1 pseudogene is annotated in these 370 nt (G+C 60.0%); it reads right to left on the reverse strand.

The features are described 5' to 3' along the window. A pseudogene (locus tag ACODTO_RS29575) lies at window positions 1–370 on the reverse strand (hypothetical protein); the annotation flags it as partial.

The raw sequence follows: 370 nt of genomic DNA on the forward strand, positions 1-370 counted from the left end.
CACAAATAACATCGATGCAAGCTGACCCACCGCCATCGCGAGCAGGCTCGCTCCCACAGGGGATTGATGGCGAACGCGAATCTTGCGAACAGCCGAAATCTCTGTGGGAGCCGGGCTTGCCCGCGATGATGGCGGCACAAATAACATCGATGCAAGCTGACCCACCGCCATCGCGAGCAGGCTCGCTCCCACAGGGGATTGATGGCGAACGCGAATCTTGCGAACAGCCGAAATCTCTGTGGGAGCCGGGCTTGCCCGCGATGATGGCGGCACAAATAACATCGATGCAAGCTGACCCACCGCCATCGCGAGCAGGCTCGCTCCCACAGGGGATTGATGGCGAACGGGAATCTGGCGAACAGCCGAAATC

The organism is Pseudomonas sp. FG13 (assembly GCF_057809755.1).